The 18771-nt window shown below is 70.3% G+C and carries 16 protein-coding genes; 10 read left to right on the top strand and 6 right to left on the bottom strand.

The window, feature by feature from the left end; genetic code table 11:
- Positions 1–21 precede the first annotated feature (21 nt).
- Positions 22–759, bottom strand: coding sequence for an SDR family NAD(P)-dependent oxidoreductase (locus tag ACWFQ8_RS11800; protein WP_453786020.1), 738 nt, complete (start codon positions 757–759; stop codon positions 22–24).
- A 122-nt stretch (positions 760–881) separates the two neighbouring features.
- On the opposite strand from ACWFQ8_RS11800, the gene ACWFQ8_RS11795 reads away from it, so the two are divergent.
- The 5 genes from ACWFQ8_RS11795 to ACWFQ8_RS11775 all read left to right on the top strand — a co-directional run bounded on the left by ACWFQ8_RS11795 (position 882) and on the right by ACWFQ8_RS11775 (position 4303).
- A complete protein-coding gene (locus ACWFQ8_RS11795) occupies positions 882–1493 on the top strand; it encodes a PadR family transcriptional regulator (protein WP_453786058.1) in 612 nt (203 codons plus the stop codon).
- On the top strand, positions 1490–2218 hold the full coding sequence (locus tag ACWFQ8_RS11790) for a VWA domain-containing protein (RefSeq protein WP_453786019.1): 729 nt from the start codon (positions 1490–1492) through the stop codon (positions 2216–2218). The genes ACWFQ8_RS11795 and ACWFQ8_RS11790 overlap by 4 nt, the downstream gene beginning before the upstream one ends.
- Before the next feature lie 58 nt (positions 2219–2276).
- Positions 2277–2807, top strand: a complete 531-nt coding sequence (locus ACWFQ8_RS11785) for a pyridoxamine 5'-phosphate oxidase family protein (RefSeq protein WP_453786018.1) — start codon at positions 2277–2279, stop codon at positions 2805–2807.
- Positions 2808–2971: 164 nt separating this feature from the next.
- Positions 2972–3964, top strand: coding sequence for a recombinase family protein (locus tag ACWFQ8_RS11780; protein WP_453786017.1), 993 nt, complete (start codon positions 2972–2974; stop codon positions 3962–3964).
- 174 nt (positions 3965–4138) lie between these two features.
- The gene (locus tag ACWFQ8_RS11775) at positions 4139–4303 is read left to right on the top strand and encodes a hypothetical protein (RefSeq protein WP_453786016.1); all 165 of its coding nucleotides are present in this window, start codon (positions 4139–4141) and stop codon (positions 4301–4303) included.
- 98 nt (positions 4304–4401) lie between these two features.
- On the opposite strand, the gene ACWFQ8_RS11770 is transcribed toward ACWFQ8_RS11775, so the two are convergent.
- Positions 4402–4818, bottom strand: coding sequence for a hypothetical protein (locus tag ACWFQ8_RS11770; protein ID WP_453786015.1), 417 nt, complete (start codon positions 4816–4818; stop codon positions 4402–4404).
- A gap of 1127 nt (positions 4819–5945) precedes the next feature.
- Here ACWFQ8_RS11770 and ACWFQ8_RS11765 point away from each other — a divergent pair.
- Complete coding sequence (locus ACWFQ8_RS11765; RefSeq protein WP_453786014.1) at positions 5946–6365, top strand: P27 family phage terminase small subunit; 420 nt, start codon at positions 5946–5948, stop codon at positions 6363–6365.
- Between the two features lie 120 nt (positions 6366–6485).
- Here the strand turns inward: ACWFQ8_RS11765 and ACWFQ8_RS11760 are convergent, their stop codons facing one another.
- Positions 6486–6719, bottom strand: coding sequence for an ATP-binding protein (locus ACWFQ8_RS11760; protein WP_453786013.1), 234 nt, complete (start codon positions 6717–6719; stop codon positions 6486–6488).
- Positions 6720–6869: 150 nt separating this feature from the next.
- On the opposite strand from ACWFQ8_RS11760, the gene ACWFQ8_RS11755 reads away from it, so the two are divergent.
- Both ACWFQ8_RS11755 and ACWFQ8_RS11750 read left to right on the top strand, forming a co-directional pair.
- Entirely contained in the window at positions 6870–7412 is a 543-nt protein-coding gene (locus ACWFQ8_RS11755; RefSeq protein WP_453786012.1) for a GntR family transcriptional regulator, read from the top strand.
- The gene (locus ACWFQ8_RS11750) at positions 7409–8191 is read left to right on the top strand and encodes a GntR family transcriptional regulator (RefSeq protein ID WP_453786011.1); all 783 of its coding nucleotides are present in this window, start codon (positions 7409–7411) and stop codon (positions 8189–8191) included. The genes ACWFQ8_RS11755 and ACWFQ8_RS11750 overlap by 4 nt, the downstream gene beginning before the upstream one ends.
- Positions 8192–8316: 125 nt before the next feature.
- On the opposite strand, the gene ACWFQ8_RS11745 is transcribed toward ACWFQ8_RS11750, so the two are convergent.
- The 3 genes from ACWFQ8_RS11745 to ACWFQ8_RS11735 form a co-directional block, all read right to left on the bottom strand.
- Positions 8317–9777: a glutamate synthase subunit beta gene (locus ACWFQ8_RS11745; RefSeq protein WP_453786010.1), complete on the bottom strand. Its 1461-nt coding sequence runs from the start codon at positions 9775–9777 to the stop codon at positions 8317–8319.
- Entirely contained in the window at positions 9770–14320 is a 4551-nt protein-coding gene (gltB, locus tag ACWFQ8_RS11740) for a glutamate synthase large subunit (protein WP_453786057.1), read from the bottom strand. Before gltB ends, ACWFQ8_RS11745 begins: the two co-directional genes overlap by 8 nt.
- A 451-nt stretch (positions 14321–14771) precedes the next feature.
- Positions 14772–15503 (bottom strand): VIT1/CCC1 transporter family protein, encoded by a 732-nt coding sequence (locus ACWFQ8_RS11735; protein ID WP_453786009.1) that lies wholly within the window; start codon positions 15501–15503, stop codon positions 14772–14774.
- A gap of 248 nt (positions 15504–15751) precedes the next feature.
- Between ACWFQ8_RS11735 and ACWFQ8_RS11730 the strand changes: the two genes are divergently transcribed.
- Together ACWFQ8_RS11730 and ACWFQ8_RS11725 are read left to right on the top strand one after the other, a co-directional pair.
- Positions 15752–16738 (top strand): ADP-ribosylglycohydrolase family protein, encoded by a 987-nt coding sequence (locus ACWFQ8_RS11730; RefSeq protein WP_453786008.1) that lies wholly within the window; start codon positions 15752–15754, stop codon positions 16736–16738.
- Between the two features lie 815 nt (positions 16739–17553).
- The gene (locus tag ACWFQ8_RS11725; RefSeq protein ID WP_453786056.1) at positions 17554–18771 is read left to right on the top strand and encodes an ADP-ribosylglycohydrolase family protein; all 1218 of its coding nucleotides are present in this window, start codon (positions 17554–17556) and stop codon (positions 18769–18771) included.

The raw sequence follows: 18771 nt of genomic DNA, 5'->3' as shown, positions 1-18771 counted from the left end.
CTTGCGTGGCGGCGGCCGGGCTCACGCCGTCGTCGTTCCGCCGTCCACCGCGAACTCCGCGCCCGTCACGTACGAGGACGCGTCCGAGCAGAGGAAGAGGACGAGCTCCCCGACCTCCTCCGGCCGCCCCATCCGGCCCAGCGGCACGTGCGACCAGTCGCGGCCCGCGACCGCCCCGGCCACCATCGGGGTGTCGATGGCCCCCGGGTGCACCGAGTTGACCCGGATGCGGTCGCCGGCCAGGTCCAGCGCCGCCGACCGGGTCAGACCGCGCAGCCCGAACTTCGTCGATCCGTAGGCCGCGTGGCCCCGTATCCCGACCAGTCCGGCCGTCGAGGAGATGTTGACGACGGACCCGCCCCCGGCCGCGCGCAGCACCGGCGCCACCGCCTGGATGCCCAGGAACGGCCCGAGCAGGTTCACCCGTAGCAGCGCCTCGAAGTCCTCGACGGTCTGCCGCTCCACGTGGGCGGTGCGCCACACGGCCGCGTTGTTGACCAGTGCCGAGACCGTGCCGAAGGCCGACACCGCCGCCCGGACGACCCCCGCCCAGCTCTCGGCGTCGGTCACGTCGTGCCGTACGAACAGCCCCCGGGCGCCCAGTGCCGCGGCGACCGCCCGGCCCTCGTCCTCCCGTACGTCGGTGACGACGACCCGCGCCCCCGCCCGCGCGAACAGCCGGGCTTCCGCCGCGCCCTGCCCGCGCCCCGCGCCGGTGACGACGACGACCTTGCCGTCGAGCGAGCCCCGTTCCTCCACCGCTCCGCACCCCCTCGGCGCGCCCGCGCCGCGCCTGCCCGCCCCGTACCGAAGGGGAGTATTCCTAGCAGGCATACCTCACGGGAGGAAGGGGCCCGGCGGCCGGCGGGGCCGGTCGTAGACTGCGCTGCGTGGCAGACGAGACGAACAGGCGCACGCTCCCCGCGACGAGCTGGGCGGTGCTCGGACTGCTCTCCTTCGGGGAGGAGCTCTCCGGCTACGACCTGAAGAAGTGGTCGGACCGGTCGCTGCGGTTCTTCTACTGGAGCCCGTCCTTCAGCCAGATCTACAGCGAGCTCAAGCGTCTGGAGCAGGCCGGATACGCCACCTCCCGGACGGTCGCACCGGAGACCGGTACCCGCGACAAGCGCGTCTACCGGATCACCGACGCGGGCATGACGGCCGTCCGCGCGTGGGCCCGCGAGGCCCCGGTCGACCCGCCGGTCCTCAAGCACGGGCCGATGCTGCGGCTGTGGCTGGGACACCTGCTGGAACCGGAAGGGATGCGCGAGATCCTGGTCCGCCACCAGGAGTTCGCGGAGGAGATGCGCCTGGGCGCGGTGGCCGACGCCGAGGCCGCGCGCGGCGAGGATGCCTGGGCGTACCCGGTGCTCACCCTCAAGTGGGCACAGCGGTACTACGCCTCCGAGCGCGATCTGGCGGCCGCGATGGTGGCGGACATCGACGAACTGTCCGCCGCGCCGGCGCCCGCCGACGTACCCTCCGGCCCATGACGGTCAGTGCCATCGGCCTGCGCGAGGTCGAGGAATCCGCTCCGGCGCTCGTGAACCTGTACAAGAGCGCCGGTGTCTGCCTGCGCGCGTACGGGCTGGAGGGCGGACGGGCCGTGGTGTACCTGGTTCTGGACTACTCCGGGTCGATGCGCCCGTACTACCGGGACGGCAGCGTGCAGGCCCTCGCGGACCGGGTGCTGGGACTGTCGGCGCACCTGGACGACGACGGGCGCGTCCCGGTGGTGTTCTTCTCCACCGAGGTCGACGCGGTGACGGAGATCCCCCTCGCGGGCCACGCGGGGCGGGTCGCCGAGATCGCCTCCCGGCTGGGGCACATGGGGAAGACCGCCTACCACGCGGCGATGGACGCGGTGATCGACCACTACCTGGACTCGGGATCGACGGCCCCGGCCCTGGTCGTCTTCCAGACCGACGGCGGGCCGATCAACAAGCTCGCGGCGGAGCGGTACCTGTGCAAGGCGGCCCGGCTGCCGCTCTTCTGGCAGTTCATCGGTTTCGGGAACACGCGCAGCACGCAGTTCGACTTCCTGCGCCGGCTGGACGAACTGCCCGTCCCCTCCCGGCGCGTGGTGGACAACGCGGGCTACTTCCACGCGGGTGAGGACCCGCGGACCGTACCGGACGCCGAGCTGTACGACCGGCTGCTCAGGGAGTTCCCCGCATGGCTGGCCGCGGCGCGGGGCGCGGGGATCGTACGGGGTTGAGGCGCGCCGGGGCGCCCCGTGCGCGGCGTGCGCCGGCCCGACGCGCTTTGATGGACGTATGACGAGGAACAACTGGGCAGCGTTCGAGACGGCGGAACCGGAGTTCGCCGCAGCGGTACAGGCCCGCTTCGCGCAGTACCCGCACCATGTCCTGGCCACGCTCCGCAAGGACGGCTCCCCGCGGGTGACGGGGCTGAACGTCGCGATCCGCGGCGGGGAGCTGTGGCTCGGCATGATGGCGGGCTCGATGAAGGCCAGGGACCTCCAGCGCGATGCGCGCTTCGCCCTGCACACCAATCCGGGCGCGGGCGAGACGATGCCGGACGGGGACGTACGGATCTCCGGGCGGGTGGTGGAGATCGTCGACCCGCCCGAGCTGCACCGGTACGCCGAGGAGGCGGACACCCCGCATCCCTTCCACCTCTTCCACGCCGACCTGACGGAGGTGGTCCACGTCGGTGTGGACGGTGACGACCTGGTGGTGCGGTCGTGGACCCCGGAGCGCGGTCTGCGCGCGCTGCGCCGGGGCAACGACGACGAACCGGCCCGCGAGGACCCGCCGAGCGCCGCCGCTACGCCGACGGTCTGAGCGGAACCTCAGCCTCGCCGGCGTTTGAGGCGCGGGGTCCGGAGTGGAACCAACACCCTGGGTTCTGCTCGGCAGCGGGCCGTTTCCGCAGGTCACAAAGGGCTTTGGCATGTCTACAAGCACCCTTGCGCGCTCCGACAGGCAACCTTCGCACCCCCAAGAATATGAACAAGACTCCTGAGAGACCTGTGGGTGCCACGGCCGCCCGTGGATGGACCCTGTTCTGGAAATCCAAGATCGTCCGCGAGGGTGAGCGCGCGCTTTCCCTTCGTGCCCAGGAGGAGCGGGGCCGGGCAATGGCCGACGAACACGGGTACTGCGTGCGTGTCCACGTGCATCTGGACTTAATGGACGAGCGGGACCGCCGTTGGATCATCGACCAGGCGGAGAACGCTTGCGAGTATTCGCAGCGGTTGAGCCACAACGTTCGGTCCTCGAAGTCCCGGCAGCGCACCGAGGGGCGTTGGTTGTCCAAGGCTCCGTTCGGTCTGGTATCCGACCCGCACACGCGCAAGCTCGCCCACGACCACACCCTGTACATGTGCACGGCCGCCAACCGGCGCGAGGTCACCCCGTGGGAGATCGTGCAGCGCGTGTTCAAGGCGATCGGCGAGGGCACGTCGTCCCGCGCGCTGACTCGCAAGCTGAACACCGAGGGTCTTCGGACCGGTACCGGGGTTCCGTGGCGTGCCGACGCAGTACGGGCGATCATCATTCACCCCGTATACGAGGGGTGGCTTACGCACTGCCCGGGCGGCAAAGCACACCGCGACAGGGTTCCTTTCCTGGACACCGAGGGCAAGCGTAGCCGGGTCGTCACGGCCGAGACGCTGCCGCACATGATCCCGTCCGAGCTTGCCGAACGAGCCCGCCGGGTGCTGTCCGGGAATCAGACCATCAGCAAGATTCCGCCTACTCCTGGTCGCCCCACCCGCGCGCTCACCAGTCGTATCCGCTGCGCATCCTGCGACAGTGCCATGACGCTGGAAGGGGACTCGTACAACTGCACCCGCTACGGCGGCGGATCATGTGCCGCCCCCGTGTTCGTCCGGCGCTCTGCCATCGAACTACGTGGCTCAGACATGGTCCGACGCTCCATTGCGCGGACGATCATGACCCCCTGTTGGTCGCTGTGGCGGACCGGTGGCACGCGCTGACCCGCCGAGAAGACGCAGGACATCTGGGACGCACGCGCCGGGCAGAAAGCAGCACAATCCAAGCTCGACAAGTTCCACGCAGACGACGCAGCAGACTTCTACACGGGCCGCTCCGCCCGCTACCGCATCCCCCGCAAGACGGCTGCCGAAGCCCGAATCAGCAAAGCTGAGAAGGTGCTCGCCGAACTGGTCGGCAACGGCGGACCCGTAGACCTGGCGTTCCTGCTGAACGGCAAGGGTGAGGCGTACTGGCACAACGCTGACCCGGTGATGCGGCGCGATCTCCTCGGACTCGCCATAGACACCGTGACCAAATCTCCCCCGGAGCAATGCAGCTAGGGTTAAGGACCCTTGACCGGCACCTCCGGTTCTTTCGGTACATCCGATGCCCGCAGGGAGTGGTACATGCGCGTATCGCGACTTGCCTGCATGTGCCCTCACGCAACGCTCTCAATCAGGCGCAAAGCGGGAATCAGTAGAACGACACTAAGTCCGACGATCCCCAGAGAAACCAGGAACGTTACAGTTCCCTCAGAGTCGCCAACCTGATCATTGGCCAACCAGCGAAGGCATGAGAGTTCCCCAAGCACCACGACGCCCGCATAAAAGTACGCGGCGACTCCAGCAATACCCCATGCGATTCGGTCAAAATCGTTCTGGCGAATCAACTTGGCCTCGATGGAGTCTTCTGGGAACTGCGACCCCGAGCGCTTTGCTGTCTTGATTGCGGTGGCGACATCTTCTCGCTTTGGTTTAATCTGCCGGTGAACCACTTGAATCTGAACAGAAACGGCTATTCCGAGTGCCGGAAGAACTACCGCGAGTTGCCGGGTCAACCCTTCGGTCATTTCCATCGTTCTAGTCTGTGACATGGAGGTGGGAGAGGCACGTTGAGAGAGAAGGACCCCCATGCCCCGACGTCCCCGCCCCCCTTGCTCTGCCCCCGGGTGCACTGAGCTGACCCGAGCCAGCGGACGCTGCGCCGAGCATGAGCGTGGGGCGAACGCGGACCGTGCGTCACGTGGTGGCGCTGCGTATGACACGCGCTGGCAGCGCATCCGCAGGGCCCACCTGTAGAAGCATCCGTGGTGCGTGCTGTGCGGCCGTCTGGCGAACGTGGCGGATCACTTCCCGCTGTCCCGAAGCGAGTTGATCGCACGGGGCGAGGCGAACCCCGACGGGCCGAACCATCTGCGTCCGTTATGCGTCGCGTGCCACAACCGCGAGACAGCGAGGCACTAGCCGGGTGGATTCGCTGCGGAAGTCCGTTCACGGCTCCAATCCGGCGAACGTCCGCCGTTCTGACCAGGGGGGTACCCGCCACCCCTCCCACGCCCGAGCGGCAGGGAGGCAAAAAACTCGCATGGCTCATAGCTGGCTTTTTGTGGATCAGAGCCCGGCGTCGATGAAGTGGATTAGCGATCTCACTCTGTGGGGAGGTTTGGCGCATGATGACCGGCCCAACGCTTGCCATGTCCACGACCGACCGTGTTGCGGGAATCTCGGCAATAGTCGCACTCATGAGTCTCTGCATAGCGATTGCAGCATGCCGATTCGCTCAACGCAGCGCGCGCGCAGCGGAACATGTTGCCACTATTGAGTTGGAACGCCAAGAAGAAGAGAAGAAGGCGCTTGTTAGGGTTGGTTTAATGGGCTACGGGCTGGCGACCCAACGTCTAGTCCTAGAAAACGCCGGGCCTGCCATGGCTCGGAACGTACAGGTGACTCTGCACCCCGTACATAGCGGCTTCTATGCGCCTGATATCGAACCTGCCGAAGCTAACGCGCTTCTTCCTGTTGCGGAGCTTTCACCGCAGGGTGAGGTTATGTTGCTGGTTCGCGACTCACGCAAATACAAGAACCAGACGCGTTTCATGGATGTCTACCTGGCGTGGGATGACGATACAGGAGAGCGAAGTAGGCTAGTAAGGATGGACAGAGGGGGCAGGAGTTGAAACGAGGAGTAAGGTCGAAATCTTACATGCGAGCGGTGCGCGAAGGAACATCCGGGCTGACCGAAACAGCGAGGGCGCACGGTTCGGTCTGCTCTCGCCGATCGAACCGGGCTTGTCCGAACTGTTGCCTGGCGACTCCGTCAAGGATGTGCGGGGCAAAGCTGCGAACGGTGTCAGCCAGCCTCACCGATGCCCAGCGAGAAACGGCCGTTGAGCATTGCGTAACAGTCGCGCGCCTATGGCAAGCAGAGCGCGAGCTATCACGTCACGGCCTGGTGGTCGCGAAAGAACGCGGGAACGTCAAGAGTCCGTGCGTGACGATTGCCCACCAGTACCGGTCACACTTCCGGTCTCTGGTCGGCGAGTTGGGGCTTAGCCCTGCGTCGGCAACCCGGATCACCCCGCCTGAATTCAGCCGGGGCGACGATGACGGGATCTTTGACTGACGGGCTTCCCGTCACCCTGGATGCGCTGCGCGAACTCGGTCTTACCGGGGACAAGATATCCGATGCGCTGCGATCCCGCCCGCTCGTCACTGCCGCACAAGCCGCGCCGGCCCCGGCCGCCTACTTCGACGTTGCGTCTGCCCGACGTGCCATCGACCCTATCCAGAGCTTCAAGCACACAAAGGGCGGCACACCATGCAGCACGGCGTTCGTGGCGAGCTCCGAGGCGCAGAGCCGGATGTCGTCCCGCCGCTCGGTCACGCCCCACTCGGCGAGTGTGTCGCCTACAAACTGACGGGCCGCGCGCACCGAAGTGCGGGCCTGAGGGAAACGCTGCTGCCGGGACAAGGACATAGCATCCCACCGCCTTAACGCTGAGCTTCCAAGACCACACAGAGCGTATCGCTATTCGCGAAAAGCGGCAAGGTTTGCAAGGCTGGGTTCGAGTGGCACCGTCGCTTAACGTGGAGCACGTCAGAGGGAATAGGACGTGCGGGAGGCATCGTGAGCAATAGCGGCTGGACCAGTACGTCAATGCCGTATCTGACACCACGGGCCGCCGGGGACACGGACGCGTGGAGCGCGGAAGCCGAGGAAGCGGGCCGACGCGGAAGTCAGCGCATCATCCACGCCGGTGAAGCCGAGGCTCCCGCCGAGGTCGCCCTGTCACTCGGCCTGGCGGCCGGAGCTACGGTGGTGGTGCGCCGCAGGATCATCGAACTCGACGGTGATCCCACCGAGTTGACGGACACGTACTACCCCGCGGCCATCGCGGCGGGCACTGCGCTGGCCGGCACCGGGAAGATCCGCGGCGGCGGCGTGACCCTGCTGGCCACCCTCGGGCACGTCGGCGTGCGGGTCGTCGAGAACGTAATGGCCAGGATGCCGGACGCCGAGGAGAGCGAACACCTCCGCCTCGCGGCGGGCGAACCCGTACTCCAACTCGCGCGCACCACCTACGACGTGGCGGAGCGCCCCATCCAGGCGGACGTGATGGTCATGCCCGCCGGCCGCCAGCAGTTGCGGTACGAGATCAGGATCGGATGACCTTGCCCAGCCATGAACCCGAAGGAGTCGATCCTCGGCCGCTGCATGCCCGCATCGCGGCCGATCTCCGAGACGAGATCATGAGCGGTGACCTCGCGGCCGGCACCAGGCTGCCGTCGACCGCGCAGTTGAAGGCCCGCTTCGACGCCTCGAACGCCACGATCCAGAAGGCCGTGCAACTGCTGAAAGACGAGGGGCTTGCCATCGGGCGCGCGGGGGCGGCGGTGACCGTACGGGAGACACGGCAGCGGACCGTACGCCCGGCAGGATCACTGGCTCCTGCCGCGAACGGAGCCCCATACCCCTGGCTCGCCGAGGCGGCCGAAGGGCGGTCGACCGCGCGCAGCTCGCTCCTGTCGGTCGACAAGGTGCGTGTCACCGGCGACGTCGCCGCCGCTCTCGGCCTGCCGGTAGGCGCGTCGGCGATGCGCCGTCGCCAACTGATCAGCATCGACGGCGAGCCCGCTGAACTGGTGGACTCGTACTACCCCGTGGACATCGCGCACGGCACCGCCCTGGCCGAGGAACGGCGGATCAGGGGTGGCACACCGACCCTCTTGGCCGAGCTCGGCTTTCCACCGCGCCGCAGCGTGGACCGAGTGTCCGCCCGGGTCGCGACTCAGGAGCAGTACACCGTCCTGCGACTGCCTGGAGACCTGCCGGTGCTGCGGACGCTCCGCACGGTGTACGGCGATGACGACCGACCCATCGAGGCCACGGTCATGGTGAAGGCGGGCCACCTGTACGAACTCCGCTACGAGCTCACGGCCGAATCCTGACGGGAACGCCACAGCGCCCGCCATCCCTGGTCGGGGACATGGCGGGCGCTGCGTCAGGGTTCCGTACGCCGTTGTACGGACCGAATGAGGGGTCCCGCCCACGCAGGGCGGGGGTACCGCGGTGGCTACACCGTCAGGGAGCGGTCCGTCGGCTTGACCGGGTACGGGAGGGCGCTCGTGCCCGTCAGGAAGCGGTCCACGCCGCGGGCGGCCGAGCGGCCTTCCGCGATGGCCCAGACGATGAGCGACTGGCCGCGGCCCGCGTCGCCGGCGACGAAGACGCCCTCGACGTTGGTCGCGTAGGCGGCGTCCCGCTCGATGTTGCCGCGGGCGTCCAGCGCCAGGCCGAACTGCTGGACCAGGCCGTTCTCCTGGTCCGTGCCCGTGAAGCCCATCGCCAGGGTGACCAGCTGCGCCGGGAGGACGCGCTCGGTGCCGGGCTTCTGGACGAGCTTGCCGTCGACGAACTCGACCTCGACCAGGTGCAGGGCCTTGACGTTGCCGTCCTCGTCGCCCTCGAAGTGGGTGGTGGAGACGGAGTAGACCCGCTCGCCGCCCTCCTCGTGCGCCGAGGTGACCTTGTACAGCATCGGGAACGTCGGCCACGGCTGCCCGGTGGGACGGTCCTCGGACGGCTTCGGCATGATCTCCAGCTGCGTGACCGAGGCCGCGCCCTGGCGGTGGGCGGTGCCCACGCAGTCCGCGCCGGTGTCGCCGCCGCCGATGACGACCACGTGCTTGCCCTCGGCCGTGAGGGGGGGCGTCATGAAGTCGCCCTCCTGGACCTTGTTGGCGAGCGGCAGGTACTCCATCGCGAAGTGGATGCCGTTCAGGTCGCGGCCCGGGACCGGGAGGTCGCGGGAGACCGTGGCGCCCGCCGCGATGACCACCGCGTCGAACCGCTTGCGCAGGTCGGTGGCGGTGATGTCGCGGCCGACCTCGACGCCGGTACGGAACTTGGTGCCCTCCGCGCGCATCTGCTCGATGCGGCGGTTGATGTGCACCTTCTCCATCTTGAACTCGGGGATGCCGTAGCGCAGCAGGCCGCCGACGCGGTCGGCGCGCTCGTACACCACCACGGTGTGCCCGGCCCGGGTCAGCTGCTGGGCCGCGGCGAGACCCGCCGGGCCGGAGCCGATGACGGCGGCCGTCTTGCCGGACAGCCGCTCCGGCGGCTGCGGGGTGACGTTGCCGTGGTCCCAGGCCTTGTCGATGATCGAGACTTCGACGTTCTTGATCGTGACGGCCGGCTGGTTGATGCCGAGCACGCACGCCGACTCGCACGGGGCCGGGCACAGGCGCCCCGTGAACTCCGGGAAGTTGTTCGTGGCGTGCAGGCGCTCCGAAGCCGCCGACCAGTCCTCGCGGTACGCGAAGTCGTTCCACTCCGGGATCAGGTTCCCGAGCGGGCAGCCGTTGTGGCAGAACGGGATGCCGCAGTCCATGCAGCGGCCGGCCTGCTTGCTGATGATCGGGAGCAGCGAGCCCGGGACGTAGACCTCGTTCCAGTCCTTCAGCCGGTCGGCCACGGGACGGGAGCAGGCGGTCTCGCGCGGGGTGGTGAGGAAGCCCTTCGGGTCAGCCATGGGTCGCCGCCTCCATCATCTTCTCGGTGGTCTCGGACTCCGAGAGTCCGGCCAGCTCGGCGGCGTCCTTGGCGGCGAGCACTGCCTTGTACGTGGTCGGGATGATCTTGCTGAAGCGATCCACCGCGACGGCCCAGTCGGCCAGGAGCTTCGCGGCCACGGTCGAGCCGGTCTCCTCCTCGTGGCGGCGCACCACGTCGTGCAGCCACAGCTTGTCGGCGTCGGTGAGGGCCTCGACGGCCTTCGCGTTGCCGGAGTTCACGTTGTTCCGGTCGAGGTCGACGACGTACGCGACGCCGCCCGACATGCCGGCCGCGAAGTTGCGGCCCGTCTCGCCCAGGACGACGGCCCGACCGCCGGTCATGTACTCGCAGCCGTGGTCGCCCACGCCTTCGGAGACGACCAGCGCGCCGGAGTTGCGGACGCAGAAGCGCTCGCCGGTGCGGCCGCGCAGGAACATCTCGCCGCCGGTCGCGCCGTAGCCGATGGTGTTGCCGGCGATGGTCGAGTACTCGGCGAGGTGGTCGGCGCCGCGGTCCGGGCGGACCACGACGCGGCCGCCGGAGAGGCCCTTGCCGACGTAGTCGTTGGCGTCGCCCTCCAGGCGGAGGGTGATGCCGCGCGGCAGGAAGGCGCCGAAGGACTGGCCGGCCGACCCGGTGAAGGTCAGGTCGATCGTGTTCTCGGGCAGGCCCGCGCCACCGAACTTCTTGGTGACCTCGTGGCCGAGCATGGTGCCGACGGTGCGGTTGATGTTGCGGATCGCGACCCGGGCGCGGACCGGCTGGGCCTCCTCCGCGGTGGCGGCGTTCAGCGCGTCGGCCGCGAGCTTGATCAGCTCGTTGTCGAGGGCCTTCTCCAGACCGTGGTCCTGCTCGATGAGGGCGTGGCGGACCGCGCCCTCGGGCAGCTCGGGCACGTAGAAGAGGGGCTCCAGGTTGAGGCCCTGGGCCTTCCAGTGCGCGACGGCCTTGGTGGTGTCGAGCAGCTCGGCGTGGCCGACGGCCTCCTCGATCGTGCGGAAGCCCAGCTCGGCGAGGAGCTCGCGCACCTCCTCCGCGATGAACTCGAAGAAGTTGACGACGAACTCGGGCTTGCCTGCGAAGCGCTCCCGCAGGACCGGGTTCTGCGTGGCGATGCCGACCGGGCAGGTGTCCAGGTGGCAGACGCGCATCATGACGCAGCCGGAGACGACGAGCGGCGCGGTCGCGAAACCGAACTCCTCGGCGCCGAGCAGCGCGGCGATGACCACGTCGCGGCCGGTCTTGAGCTGGCCGTCCGTCTGGACCACGATGCGGTCGCGCAGCCCGTTGAGCAGCAGCGTCTGCTGGGTCTCGGCGAGGCCGAGCTCCCAGGGGCCGCCCGCGTGCTTGAGCGAGGTGAGCGGCGAGGCGCCCGTACCGCCGTCGTGGCCGGAGATGAGCACGACGTCCGCGTGGGCCTTGGAGACGCCCGCGGCGACGGTGCCGACGCCGACCTCGGACACGAGCTTCACGTGGATGCGCGCGGCCGGGTTGGCGTTCTTGAGGTCGTGGATCAGCTGAGCCAGGTCCTCGATGGAGTAGATGTCGTGGTGCGGCGGCGGGGAGATCAGGCCGACACCCGGGGTGGAGTGCCGGGTCTTGGCGACCCACGGGTAGACCTTGTGGCCGGGCAGCTGGCCGCCCTCGCCGGGCTTGGCGCCCTGCGCCATCTTGATCTGGATGTCGTCCGCGTTGACCAGGTACTCGCTGGTGACACCGAAGCGGCCGGAGGCGACCTGCTTGATCGAGGAGCGGCGCGCCGGGTCGTACAGGCGGTCCGGGTCCTCGCCGCCCTCACCGGTGTTGGACTTGGCGCCCAGCTGGTTCATGGCGATGGCGAGGGTCTCGTGGGCCTCGCCCGAGATGGAGCCGTACGACATGGCGCCGGTGGAGAAGCGCTTGACGATGTCGGCGACCGACTCGACCTCGTCGATGGAGATCGGCGGGCGGGCCCCGGGGCCCTCGCTCTTGAAGCCGAACAGGCCGCGGAGCGTCATCAGGCGCTCGGACTGCTCGTTCACCCGGTCCGTGTACTGCTTGAAGATGTCGTACCGGCGGTTGCGCGTGGCGTGCTGGAGGCGGAAGACCGTCTCCGGGTCGAACAGGTGCGGCTCGCCCTCGCGGCGCCACTGGTACTCGCCGCCGATCTCCAGCGCGCGGTGCGTGGCCGCGATGCCGGAGGCCGGGTACGCCTTGGTGTGGCGCGCGGCCACCTCCTTGGCGATGACGTCCAGGCCGGCGCCGCCGATCTTGGTGGCGGTGCCGTTGAAGTAGGTCTCGACGAACGCGTCGTCGAGGCCGACGGCCTCGAAGACCTGGGCGCCGCGGTAGGAGGCGACGGTGGAGATGCCCATCTTGGACATGACCTTCAGGACGCCCTTGCCGAGCGCGTAGATCAGGTTCCTGATGGCCTGCTCCGGCTCCAGGCCGGAGAGGAAGGTACCGGCGCGCAGCAGGTCCTCGACGGACTCCATGGCGAGGTACGGGTTGACCGCGGCCGCGCCGTAGCCGATGAGCAGGGCGACGTGGTGGACCTCGCGGACGTCGCCGGCCTCGACGAGCAGGCCCACCTGGGTGCGCTGCTTGGTGGCGATGAGGTGGTGGTGCACGGCGGAGGTGAGCAGCAGCGACGGGATCGGCGCGTGCTCGGCGTCCGAGTGGCGGTCCGACAGGACGATGAGCCGGGCGCCGTTCTCGATGGCGGCGTCGGCCTCGGCGCGGATCTCCGCGATCCGGGCGGCCAGTGCTTCGCCGCCGCCGGAGACCCGGTAGAGGCCCGAGAGGGTGGCGGCCTTCATGCCCGGCATGTCGCCGTCGGCGTTGACGTGGATGAGCTTGGCCAGCTCGTCGTTGTCGATCACCGGGAAGGGCAGGGTCACGCTGCGGCAGGACGCGGCGTTCGGCTCCAGCAGGTTGCCCTGCGGGCCGAGCGAGGACAGCAGCGAGGTGACGAGCTCCTCGCGGATGGCGTCCAGCGGCGGGTTGGTGACCTGGGCGAAGAGCTGCGTGAAGTAGTCGAAGAGCAGTCGGGGGCGCTCGGACAGGGCCGCGATCGGGGAGTCCGTACCCATGGAGCCCAGCGGCTCGCCGCCGGTACGGGCCATCGGCGCGAGGATGACGCGCAGCTCTTCCTCGGTGTAGCCGAAGGTCTGCTGGCGGCGGGTGACCGAGGCGTGCGTGTGCACGATGTGCTCGCGCTCGGGCAGGTCCGTCAGCTCGATCTCGCCGGTCTCCAGCCATTCGGCGTACGGGGCGGCGCCGGCCAGCTCGGCCTTGATCTCGTCGTCCTCGATGATCCGCTTCTGGGCGGTGTCGACGAGGAACATCCTGCCGGGCTGGAGGCGGCCCTTGCGGACGACCTTGGCCGGGTCGATGTCGAGCACGCCCACCTCGGAGCCGAGGACGACGAGGCCGTCGTCGGTGACCCAGTAGCGGCCGGGACGCAGGCCGTTGCGGTCGAGGACCGCGCCGACCTGGGTGCCGTCGGTGAAGGTGACGCAGGCCGGGCCGTCCCAGGGCTCCATCTGCGTGGAGTGGTACTTGTAGAACGCGCGGCGGGCCGGGTCCATCGAGGTGTGGTTCTCCCACGCCTCGGGGATCATCATCAGCACGCTGTGCGGGAGGGAGCGGCCGCCGAGGTGGAGCAGCTCCAGGACCTCGTCGAAGGAGGCCGAGTCGGAGGCGTCGGGGGTGCAGATCGGGAAGATCCGCTCCAGCGCGCCCTCGCCGAAGACGTCGGAGGCCAGCTGGGACTCGCGGGCCTTCATCCAGTTGCGGTTGCCCTTGACCGTGTTGATCTCGCCGTTGTGCGCGACGAAGCGGTACGGGTGGGCGAGCGGCCAGGACGGGAAGGTGTTCGTCGAGAACCGCGAGTGGATCAGGGCGATGGCCGAGGCGAAGCGGCGGTCGGACAGGTCCGGGAAGAAGGGCTCCAGCTGGCCGGTGGTCAGCATGCCCTTGTAGACGATGGTCCGCGCGGACAGCGACGGGAAGTAGACACCGGCCTCGCGCTCGGCGCGCTTGCGCAGCACGAAGGCCTTGCGGTCCAGCTCGATGCCCGTGCTGCCGTCGCTCACGAAGAGCTGCGAGAAGGCGGGCATGGTGGCGCGGGCGCCGTTGCCGAGCAGGTCCGGGGTGACGGGCACCTCGCGCCAGCCGAGAACGGTCAGGTTCTCCTCGGCGGCGATGGCCTCGATCTTCTGGACGGCGACGGCCTGTGCGGGGGCGTCGGCGGGCAGGAAGGCGATGCCGACGGCGAAGCCGCCCGCATCGGGAAGCTCGAAACCGGCCACCTCGCGCAGGAAAGCGTCCGGAACCTGGGACAGGATGCCGGCGCCGTCGCCCGAATCCGGCTCGGAGCCGGTCGCGCCGCGGTGCTCAAGGTTCCGCAGTACGGTCAGTGCCTGCTCAACGAGCGTGTGGGTGGCCTCGCCGGTGAGGTTCGCCACGAGTCCGACGCCGCAGGCGTCCTTCTCGTTGCGCGGGTCGTACATGCCCTGCTGGGCAGGGCGACCGTCCATGGGCGACCAGGCCGTGGTGCTGGAGCCGGTCGCGGAGTGCGTGGATGCGGAACGCATCGGCTCTCCCGTCGTCGTCGTGGCATATGTGCATAGCCGAGGGACGACGTTGGCCCTCTGCGAAATTTCGTGCAGATTACATGATGACGACAATCCCGCGAAGTGGATATGCCGTTCCAACATGCGGACACCGCACGAGGCAGGAAGAGGGGACCTTCACAGTGGTTCAAGGGTGTGATCACGGGTGCGATCACACGGAGCGATCACATGGAGCGATCACACGATGTGAGCACGGAAACGATCGCGGGTGCGATCACGTTCGAAGGTCCCGACGCGCGGGGCGGGCTTCATTGCCCGAGCGCCCAAGTCTGATTCCCGGCGGACACGCGATCGAAACCGCCGAGTAACTAACTACTTATGCTGCGTCCTGCATAGTGTCTCACTCTCTGCGCGGTCAGCCTATGGCTCCACCGATCCAGCTTCCCAGGATGTACGTCACACCGGCGGCCGCGCCACCCAGGACCAGCTGGCGCAGCCCGCTGAACCACCAGGACCGCGCGGTGACCCGGGCGACGACCGCCCCGCAAGCGAAGAGCCCGGCCAGCGCGAGCAGCACGGCGGGCCACAGGGACGTCGCCCCCAGCAGGTACGGAAGCACGGGCAGCAGGGCGCCCAGCGCGAAGGATCCGAAGGAGGAAACGGCCGCGACCAGCGGCGAGGGCAGGTCGTCGGGGTCGATCCCGAGCTCCTCGCGGGCGTGGATCTCCAGCGCCTGCTCGGGGTCGCGGGACAGCTGCATGGCGACCTCGCGGGCGAGCGGCGGCTCGACGCCCCGGGAGACGTAGAGCTCGGCGAGCTCCTCCATCTCGTCCACCGGATGCTTGCGCAACTGCTGCCGTTCTATGTCAAGTTCCGCGAGGACCAGCTCGCGCTGCGAGGCGACGGAGGTGTACTCGCCGGCCGCCATCGAGAACGCGCCGGCCGCCAGGCCCGCCAGGCCGGTGATCACGACGGTCTGCGGGGCGACGGCGCCGCCGGCCACACCCGTCATCAGGGCGAGGTTGGAGACGAGCCCGTCCATCGCACCGAAGACGGCCGGTCGCAGCCAGCCGCCGTTGACGTCCCGGTGGGTGTGGTTGTCGCGGTGGGCCGTGTGAAGCGGCGCTTCGGTATCGATGATGGACATGCGTGTACAACTCCCCATTTGTGCGAACGGGCGGCGTGATGCGTTCCGCTCCCCCTGAACACCTCGAAACTACGCACGATTTCGGCCGCTCGCCAGCAAGGAAGGCCGTACTTACCTGGGGTTTTGCGGGTCGGCGACCGGGTGACGGGGGCGTTCGCGGGGTGTTTTGCGACAGGCGACAAACCACATGTCATGGCACAAATCCCCCAAGGGCTCATCATGAGTCCCATCAAGTGGAGAGGCGCGCCATGGAGCTGATTGCATGCAATCCGCAGGTCCTCCTCGAACGGGCCAGGGGCGCTCTTCTCGGACTCGCGGTGGGTGACGCGCTGGGCGCCCCCGCGGAGAACATGAAGCCGTCGGAGATCCGGGCGAAATGGGGCCGGATCGAGGGCTTCGTGTCGGAGGACCCGGCGGGCACGGACGACACCGAGTACGCGATCTTCTCGGGGCTGCTGCTGGCCCGTCACGGGTCGGCGCTGACCGTCTCCCACGTGGAGCGGGCCTGGCACCACTGGATCGCGGACCTGGACGAGGGCCCGTTCCGGGGAGCCGGCTTCTCCGAACGCGGCACCCTGGAGAACCTCCGCCGGGGGCTGGCGGCCCCCATCTCGGCGCAGCACCGGCACGCGTGGTCGGACGGCCTCGCCATGCGGGCGGCGCCCTTCGGGGTCTTCGCGGCGGGCCGGCCGGCCGAGGCCGCGCGGCTCGTCGCCATCGACGGCTGCGTCAGCCACGACGGCGAGGGCATCTACGGCGGCCAGGCGGTCGCGGCGGGCGTGGCGGCGGCGATGGCCGGCGGCAGCCCGGCGTCCGCCGTGTCCGCGGCCCTCTCCGTCATCCCGTCGGACTCCTGGACCGCCCGGTCGCTGCGCCGGGCGGTCACCGCCGCCCCGCGCGGCGAACGGGCCGTGCGCTCGGCGGTGGTCATCGGCGGCTACCCGTGGACGGACCTGGCCCCCGAGGCGGTGGGGCTGGCTTTCGGGGCGTTCGCCGCCTGCGCGGGCGACTTCGCGTCCTCGGTGCTCACGGCCGTGAACATGGGGCGCGACGCGGACACCACGGCGGCGGTGGCGGGCGCGCTGGCCGGCGCCACGTCGGGGGCGGGCGCCATCCCCGCCGACTGGGCGTCGGCGATCGGGCCGGTGCGGGGCAGCTGCCTCCCCTCGATGCGGGGCTACCACGTCCTGGACATCGCGGACCTCCTCACCCCGGAATACGAGGCCCCCCGATGACCCCACCCCCGTACACCCCGGACCCCACCCACTCCCCGACCACCCCCACACCCGCCCTCGCGGCGCCACCGGACACCACCGGGCCCTCCGCACGGCCGGCGCCCTCCGCCCCTGCCGCCTCGGCGAATACCCCGACCACCGGCCCGCCCGCCCTTGCGGCGCCGCCGCCGGACAACCGCGGGCCGGGCGCACGGCCGGCGCCGACGCACCCCTTCGGCCCGGCCGGCATTCCGCCCCACGGCCCGGCGGGGCCGTCCGCCGTAGGGGACACCCAGCCCCCCGGCCCGACCGCCGCCCCCGACAACACCGGCCCGCCCGCCCTCGCGGCGCCGCCGCCGGACAACCGCAGGCCGGGCGCCTCGGCAGGGGTCCTGGTTGCCGTCCCCGTGGGTCCCGGGAGTGGGGCCCCGGCCGTGCTTCCTTCCGGCGGCGGCAGGGGCCCGGTCGCTCCCGAACCGCTCACCGCCTGGGTCCGCCGGCCCGCCGGCGGCCCCGCGGCTCCGACCGGAGCCGCGGTCGACGTGCCGGTCGGCTCCGTCGCGCCCGCCCGGACCGGGGAAGGGGCCGCGCCCGCCGCAACGGCAGTCGACCTGCCGACCCGGAGCGGGGCCGCGGCCGCGGTCGGGGTCGGGGTCGGGGTACCGGTCGGCTCCGCCGCGGCCGGCCGGACCGGGGAAGGGGCCGCACCCGCCGCAACGGCGGTCGACCTGCCGACCCGGAACGGGGCCGTGGTCGGGGTCGGGGTCGGGGTCGGGGTACCGGTCGGCTCCGCCGCGGTCGGCCGGACCGGGCACCGCGGCGACGTGCTCGTGAGGATGCCGGGGAGTGGGCCGGGCACCCGCGGGGGCGGCACCGCGCCCGCGCACACCCGTACCGCCGCCGCCGAGGCACCCGCACCGGCCGGACCCCGCCGGATCGAGGGGCTGCTCCTCGGGCTCGCCGCAGGCGACGCGGCCGGGTGGCCTGCCGCGCGCCACCGCGCCAGCCGGATGCCCGAGTGGACCCGCCGCCTCACCCGCGAGCTCGACACCTTCGCCGAGCAGAACGCCACCACCACCCTCCCGGTCCCCATCGCGCTGAACCAGCCCCCCGAGCCCCTGCGCCTGGGCCCCTCCGACGACGCCGAGTGGGCCGCCTTCGTCGCCGAGTCCGTCATCACCGCCGCCGGTGTCCTGCTCAGCGACCTCTCCCGGTCCCGCCGCATGCGCGCCGCCATCGACCTCGCGTGGAACGCCCTCGCCTCCGAGGTCGCGGCGGCGGCCGAACGCGCCCCCGAAGTCGAGTCCGCCGTCCTGCCGCTCCGCGCCCGGATCTCCGTCCGGGCCGGCCTCGGCAACCTCGCCGCCGGCCTGCGTCCACCCGCCACCGGCCACGACAACCCGCACTACTTCGACGACGCCGCCTGCGTCCGCGCCTGCGTCCTCGCCGTCGTCCACCCCGGGGACGCCGAGGCGGCGGCCGACCTCGCCGAGTTCGACGCCCGCTACTCCCAGGACGGCGACGGGGTCCACGGCGCCCGCGCCATGGCCGCCGCCCTCGCGACCGCCCTCGGCGGCGCGGACGTCGACGCGGCCGTCGAGGCGGCCCTCGCACAGCTCCCCGGGTCCACCGAGATCGGCCGCAACGCCCGCCATGCCGTCGCACTCGCCCGCGCGCACCTCGACGCGCACTCGGAGGGCGGCGCCTTCGCCATCGTCCCCACCCTCGAACACGAGATCGTGGACCACGTCTACAGCTACGGGATCGCCGCCGCCGAGACCGTCCCCGTGGCCCTCGCCCTCGCGACCGCCGCCCGCGGCAGGATGGCCGAGGCCGTACCGGCCGCGGCCTGCCTGTCCCGCGTCGCGGATTCCGCCCCCGCCCTGGCCGGCGCCCTGACCGGCGCGCTCGGCGGCGGCGACTCGATCCCCGCCGCCTGGCGCGAGGCCTGCCGCACGCTCTCCGGCTGCGCGCTCCCCCGCCTGGCCGGCACCGACCTCGTGGAACTCGCCGCGCTCCTCACGCGCACGGAACTCACCTCACCCAAGGGATGA

This window comes from Streptomyces sp. NPDC055254 (assembly GCF_053606025.1).
Note: the sequence above shows the minus strand (reverse complement) of the source record. Positions and strands in the feature narration are given on the sequence as shown.